Here is a 6,720-nt window from a genome sequence, read left to right on the forward strand (position 1 = left end):
TCATGCCTCCTTCGCGCTGATTCGAAGCGCGCGATCGATGTCCCGTATGATGTCGTCCACGTTCTCGATGCCGATGCTCAATCGGATGGTTCCCGCGCCGATGCCCGCCTCGCGCAACTGCTCCTCGCTCAGCTGGCCGTGCGTGGTGGACGCCGGATGAATGGCCAGCGTCTTCACATCCCCGATATTGGCGACATGGCTGACCAGTTCGAGCGAATCGATGAACGCCTTGCCCGCGGCGCGCCCGCCTTTGATAGTGAACGAGAAGACCGATCCAGGGCCCTTCGGCAGGTATTTTTTCGCCCGTTCATAGTGACGATGCGACGGCAGCCCGGCCCATGCCACCGATTCGACCTGCGGATGCGACTCCAGCCACGTGGCGATCCGACGGGTGTTGTCCACCTGACGCTGGACGCGCAATGGCAAGGTCTCGATGCCCTGCGCGATCAGAAACGCGGAATGCGCCGACAACTCGGGTCCGACATCACGCAGCTGCTCGGCGCGCAATTTGGTCAGGAAGGCGTATTTGCCGAAATTACCCGACCAGGTCAGCCCGTTATATGAGGCCACGGGTTCGAAGAACAGAGGAAAACGTTCGGGATTCCACGGGAACGAACCGGACTCCGCAACCACGCCGCCGAGGACCGTGCCCGCGCCGCTGAGGAATTTCGTGGCCGAATGAATGACGATGTCCGCGCCGAATTCCATTGGACGCAACAGATACGGAGTGGCGATGGTCGAATCGACGATCAGCGGGATACCCGCCTCGTGGGCCACCTTGGACAATCCCTCGATGTCCGCGATGTCACCGGAGGGATTCGCGATGCTTTCCACGTGAATGAACTTGGTGTTCGGCCGAATCGCCGCGGCATAGGCCTGCGAATCGCCGTCATCCACGAAGGTGGTGTCGATGCCGAGACGACGAAGCGTCACGTCAAGCTGCGTGATGCTACCGCCATACAGCTGCGCGGAGGCCACCACATGGTCGCCCGCCCCGGCCAGCGACAGAAAGGTGACGAACTGCGCTGACAGGCCGCTTGACGTGGCCACGGCGCCCAACGCACCCTCCAGACTGGCCACGCGCTCCTCCAACGCCGCAACCGTCGGATTGACGATGCGTGAGTAGATTTCGCCGTATTTGCGCAGCGCGAATCTCGCCGCGGCATCATCGGAATTCTCAAAAACGAACGCGGCCGATTCGTAGATCGGCAGCGCCCGCGCGCCGGTGGTCGGATCGGGAATATTGCCCGCGTGCACGGCGCGGGTTTCAAATCCATATTCGGTGTCGGCCATATCGCTCCTTCATCGCTTGTGACATTCGTGACGGTAATATTCGTGGAGGTAGTGTTCGTGGAGGTATTCGCCGGGTTCCCGAACGCTCAATCCAGCGTCGCGGCCGCACGGAACGCCCTGGCCGCCGATTCCACATCCCCGTCGGCATGCAGCGCGCCGCCGATGAGCAGCAGCGTATCGGGCCCGTAGCACTCAAGCAGCTGCGGCAGGCGTTCCAGATTCATACCGCCTCCAGGAGAGACAAGAGCCGGTCGGATGCCCGGAATGCCTGCCCGGGCATGGGCCGCGATGGACCGGCATTCCCCCTCGCTGAGACTGAACCGCCCGCCGAAGCTGGGGAAGATCACGGCATCCGCCCCCACCAGGCGTTCCAGCTCGCCGAACAACAGCCCCGGCTCGATGCCATGGCGCCTTGAAGCCGTCCACCCGCCGAGGAACGCCGGATGGGCGTACACGACGAAATCCTCCGGCGTATGGTCGCGCACATATCGCACCGAGTCGAAACCCGTGACGCCGGGCAGCACCAGAAAGCCGTGGGCGCCCGACTCGACCGCCAGTTCGATGGCATGGTCCCATTGGCCGGCTGGAGGGTTGAACGTGGGCAGATACAGCGACGGCACACCGGTTTCATCCACCGCGCGACGCACCGCCTGCGCAACCGCGGGCACACGTTCGTCGAACGGCGCCCATACCTGGTTGCCCAGCCCCTGATCGTCCTTGATGACGTCGATGCCGCCTCTCGCGAAACGATAGGCGTCCTCGGCCAGATCGGCGACACCCAAACCGACCGGCTTCAATGCGGTGGCCAGCAGGGCACGCTGCCCGTCGGCGTGCACGAGATCGCGGACGCCCCGGATGCCCAGGCGAGGACCTCCCAGGGCCCTCAGCACCTTGTCGGGCAAATCGACGCCCACCAACCGCAGGTCGGGCAACAACGAACCGTTGCCCAGCAGCACCACCAGCAGTTGCGGGATTTCGTAGGCGCTCAGCTCCTGCGGATAGGCGATGGACGCTTCGACGGCATCATCGGCCGTGCGGCGCAGCGCCACCACGTGGGCCAGGGATCGGTCCGCCACGGCCGGCGCATAGGCGCGGGGGAATTCGTGACTCTGTTCGACCGCGAGGGCTTCCGCCCGGGCCTCCGCTTCGTCCGGATCCCCATAGAACACATATCGTGCGGTGATGACGTCGGCCATCATGCCTCCTTGTCGCGACTGCCGGCTCGGCCGGCACCGTCCACTGCAATGCCAGCGGCTTGCAACGCTCGGGAAATGGACACCTCATACGGCGCCCTGAGCACGCCCGCTTCGGTGATGATGCCGGCGATCAGCCGGCCAGGCGTCACGTCGAACGCTGGGTTGTACACAGGCACCGTCGGATCGACTCCCGGTACGTCAAGGACCTCGGACGAGGCGCGCTGTTCAATGGGAATTCCCGCCCCGTCAGCCAATGAGGGGTCGAACGCCGACAGCGTCGCCGCCACATAGAACGGCACGCCCGCATCCCTGGCAGCGAGCGCATGCGCGAAAGTGCCGATTTTATTGGCGGTGTCGCCGTTCAGCGCAATACGATCGGCGCCCACGACAACCGCGTCGATCAGCCCTTCGTGCAATGCGGCAGCCGAGGCGGCGTCAACCAGCGCGGTGACGTCGATGCCGTTCCTGCGCAGCTCCCATACGGTCAGACGCAGTCCTTGGCGCAGGGGGCGCGTTTCGCTGGCATACACCGTCACCGGTTGCCCGCGCCACGCCTTGGTGTAGATCACGCCAAGCGCGGTGCCGATGCCGGCAGTGGCGAGAATGCCGGTGTTGCAGTGCGTCAGGATGCGGTTTCGTCCGGCAAGCTCATCGGCGCCATACTCGCCGATCGCCCTGCAATTCGCCCTGTCATCCTCCAGAATGGCGATGCCCGCGCGAACGGCATCCAGCCAGCCGTCGTTCCCGTCGGCGACCGCCCCGGCTGCCTGCGTCACGCCATGCCGTAGCGCGACCGCGGTGGGACGCGCCCCGGACACCACGGACCCGGCCTCCCGCTCGGCCAACCCCTCACGCAACGCGAACGCATATCCGAAGGCTCCCGCCGCTCCGATGGAATTCGCGCCGCGGATGGCCAGCGTGCGGATGGCGTCAATCACCGATTCCGACGATTGCAGATCGACATACGCCAACGCACCGGGAAGCCGCCGCTGATCGATGATGCGCAGCACCTGCCGCGAGGCGTCCCAGTCAATGGCGTGCAGTTCGCCTATTTCCCCATCAGCCGTCATATGTCCTCCTTATCGTCCCGAACGTCGTCGCATCGGTCAACGCGGCACATGGTGCATCACCAGACGTGCGAAGGCCCGACTGGCGGACACCGTTTCATGACGTTCCAGCAGCGCCTTGCCAAGGTCGAGCGCGAAGCGACTGGCAATCACCTTGCCGTCGTGGTCCAGCGTGTTGATATCCGCCATCTGCGCCCAGCCGATGGTGCGCCGGATGATCTCGGCGCCGGCGAATCCCAGAGATTTGCGGAAGGTATCGGCAAGCCAGCGTTCCAGGAACTCATCGCCGAACAACGGGTCGACGCGGTCCTTCCACAGCGTGCGCCATTGCGACGAGAATCCCCGCCATGTTTCGCCATAGGCGCCGAGCAGCCACTGCGAGAAATACGGCAACGCCGCATGGTCGCCCGTATCGGCTGCAGTCCGGTACTCCGCGGTGTGCAGGGCGATGTCGCGGGCCTGGGCAAGCGCGTAGTTGCCGAGTAGAATGCCCAAGTCGAAGGCCACCGGCCCGTAGAAACCGAACTCGAAGTCGAAGACTTTCACATGCGACGCATCGTCGTCACGGCCACCTGCGAATTCGGCGGTGTTCGCCGCCGTGGGCGTCTCGGGCCTGACGAATATCGAGCTGGTATGCAAGTCGCCATGGATCAGCGCCTCCGGCGAGGTGAGGAACGCATACTTGAGCCGGGCGGCCTGCGCGCGCACATGGTCGTCGCGCAATGCAAGCACCTCCGGGGTCACCTCCGGCTCCCAGGAATTGTGCTCATGCTCGAAATACGGCTCCGTGAACACCAGATCCTCGGTGATCTGCTCCAACTCCGGATTGATGGCATCCGCGGCGTCGCGCTGCACCGACTGCGGATCGTTGGCGAAATACGAGGTGCCGAACGCGAAGCGCGCCTCGAACCGACCGACGTCATATGCCGCGCCGGGCGCCACCTGCTCGTTGTCCAGCGCCGAACGCCACACGGTCCAATCGGACAGATCCTCGATGGCGACCAAACGACGACTCTCATCCAGTCCGTAATATTCGGGGCTGAATCCGGCGGCGTATTTGGCACTGGTCGCAAGCCCCCGGGCCTCGCGGAAAATGCTGTCCTCGGTGACCTTCCACGAATGGTCGGAACGGACATACGGCAGGGTTTGCTTGATGATCAGCGAACGATCCCTCGCGTCCTCGACCAGGAACACCAGATTGAGGTTGCCGTCGCCGATTTCCCTGGCGCTCAGCGTCGCGGTGTCCACCAAGTCGCGCAATTCAGGACGCGACGCGATGTAGTCGGCGATGGTGGATGTGGTGAGCAGTTCTGCGCTCATGGGTTTGTTCCTCCTTGATATGGATCGCCGCCACCGTCAGGCGACAATCGCCTTCCGTCGTCCGGATTGCTCCTCATCCGACGTCGCACGCGCACGCGAGGCATGCGAACGAGTGGAAAAACTGACGATCAGCGCCAGCACGAGCAACGCCCCCTTGATGAAATCCTGCGTGTAGTACGGCACATTGAACATGGTCAGGCCATTGACGACCACGCCGATGAACAGTGCGCCGACCACCGAGCCCAGGGCATTCGCCCGGTTGGCGCCGAGCAGCGTGTAGCCAACCAGCGCGGCGGCCACGGCCTCGAGCAGATAGGAGCTTCCGACATTGACGTCGCCACGGCCCACGCGCGCCACCAGGATCACGCCACCGAGGGATGCCAGAAAACCGGAGATCATGTAGGCGAGCACGCGATACACCTTGGTGTTCGCGCCGGCGAGTCGCGCAGCCTCCTCGTTGCCGCCGATGGACTGCATGATACGCCCCGTCCGCGTGCGCCCCAGAAACACAACCACCAGTACGGTCGCCGCCACCAGCACGATCACGCTGAACGGCACGCCGGAGATCTTCCCGCGCCCGATCCACAGGAACTCCCGGGCGAATTCGCCCTTGGCCGGGGTCCCGTTGTACCCGTTGCCGTTGGACACGGATTTGCCGGCGGTCAAAATCAGCGACAGTCCGGAGAACACGAACATCGTGCCCAAGGTGGCGATCATATCCGGCACTTTCGCCAACACGATCAGCAGACCGGAGAACAGCCCGATCAGCACACCGCCCAGCAAGGCGGCGACCAGCGACAGCCACCAGGGCCACGCAAGGAAAATCTGGGTGGCGGCGGCCACCATCACGGTGAACGAAACCGTCGAGCCGACTGCCATGTCGAAGCCGTTGACCGTCAATGAAACGGTCAGCCCGAGCGCGACCAACGCGGTGGCCACCACCGACTGCAAGATGATGAACGCATTGACGGTGGTGCGGAAGGCCGGCTGGAACGCGGCGAACACCCCCACCACCGCGACGAACAACACGATCAGGCCATATCTATTGACGAATCCTCCGATGTTGCGCATCATGCGGCTCCTTCCAGATCTTCAGCGGCGTCAACAGGTTCCCACCGTCCCGAAGAGGCGATCAGACTCGCCAACTCCTCGGTTGTGGTCTCACGGGGGTCGATGTCGCCGACGACGCCGCCATTGGCGAACACCAGCACGCGATCGGCGATTTCCATGATTTCCTCGGGGTCGGAAGACACCACGATGGCGGTTTTCGAAGCATGCAGCATCTGCGCGATGTCCCGGCGGGCGCCGATGTCGATGCCGCGGAAGGGCTCGTCGAAAATCAGCAGATCGGATTGCGCGGCCACCCAACGCCCCACAATCACCTTTTGGCGATTGCCGCCGGACAGCGATTCGATCGGCGCATCCGGCCGGCCGCTGCGGATATGCAGCCTGTCGATGATGGACGCCGCCTCATGGCGCTCCTTGCGCGCGCTCAACAACCCGAATGGTCCGCGATAACGACCGAGATCCGGCAACGTGAGGTTCTGCGCTATGGTCCACCCGGGTATCTCCCCCAGCCGGCTGCGGTCCTCAGGCACGAATCCGATACCGCGCTTGATGGCCTGGCCCGGATGCCTCACCACCAAGGGACGCCCCTTCCACGTCACCGTGCCGTCGATCAGCGGGCTGGCGCCGACGATCTGAGAGACCAATTCGGTTTTCCCCGCGCCCAGCAGTCCCGTGATGCCGAGAATCTCATGCTCATAGACGTCGATATCGCTTTGCGGACCATCGGCAAACGCGCGAACGCCACGCAGGGACAGCAGCGGCCTGCGCGAGGGGGC

General features: G+C 64.1%; 6 protein-coding genes. All 6 read right to left on the reverse strand.

Features of this window, described 5'->3' with window-relative positions:
- Complete coding sequence (locus B2994_RS00775; protein WP_291526509.1) at window positions 1-1,293, reverse strand: O-acetylhomoserine aminocarboxypropyltransferase/cysteine synthase family protein; 1,293 nt, start codon at window positions 1,291-1,293, stop codon at window positions 1-3.
- Window positions 1,294-1,379: 86 nt separating this feature from the next.
- Window positions 1,380-2,489, reverse strand: a complete 1,110-nt coding sequence (locus tag B2994_RS00780; protein ID WP_291526510.1) for a RuBisCO large subunit C-terminal-like domain-containing protein — start codon at window positions 2,487-2,489, stop codon at window positions 1,380-1,382.
- The gene (gene mtnA / locus B2994_RS00785; protein WP_291526511.1) at window positions 2,489-3,559 is read right to left on the reverse strand and encodes an S-methyl-5-thioribose-1-phosphate isomerase; all 1,071 of its coding nucleotides are present in this window, start codon (window positions 3,557-3,559) and stop codon (window positions 2,489-2,491) included. Before mtnA ends, B2994_RS00780 begins: the two co-directional genes overlap by 1 nt.
- Before the next feature lie 36 nt (window positions 3,560-3,595).
- Window positions 3,596-4,876, reverse strand: a complete 1,281-nt coding sequence (locus B2994_RS00790) for a phosphotransferase (RefSeq protein WP_291526512.1) — start codon at window positions 4,874-4,876, stop codon at window positions 3,596-3,598.
- Between the two features lie 36 nt (window positions 4,877-4,912).
- Entirely contained in the window at window positions 4,913-5,950 is a 1,038-nt protein-coding gene (locus tag B2994_RS00795) for an ABC transporter permease (protein ID WP_291526513.1), read from the reverse strand.
- A partial coding sequence (locus tag B2994_RS00800; protein ID WP_291526514.1) for an ATP-binding cassette domain-containing protein occupies window positions 5,947-6,720 on the reverse strand: 774 nt, incomplete at its 5' end. The genes B2994_RS00795 and B2994_RS00800, both read right to left, overlap by 4 nt.

Origin of the sequence: Bifidobacterium sp. UBA744, assembly GCA_002298605.1 — a bacterium.
Classification (GTDB): Bacteria; Actinomycetota; Actinomycetes; order Actinomycetales; family Bifidobacteriaceae; genus Bifidobacterium.

Coding starts and splice junctions, on each gene's coding strand:
- B2994_RS00775 (WP_291526509.1), bottom strand. CDS start 1,293: ATGGCCGACACCGAATATGGATTTGAAACCCGCGCCGTGCACGCGGGC.
- B2994_RS00780 (WP_291526510.1), bottom strand. CDS start 2,489: ATGGCCGACGTCATCACCGCACGATATGTGTTCTATGGGGATCCGGAC.
- mtnA (WP_291526511.1), bottom strand. CDS start 3,559: ATGACGGCTGATGGGGAAATAGGCGAACTGCACGCCATTGACTGGGAC.
- B2994_RS00790 (WP_291526512.1), bottom strand. CDS start 4,876: ATGAGCGCAGAACTGCTCACCACATCCACCATCGCCGACTACATCGCG.
- B2994_RS00795 (WP_291526513.1), bottom strand. CDS start 5,950: ATGATGCGCAACATCGGAGGATTCGTCAATAGATATGGCCTGATCGTG.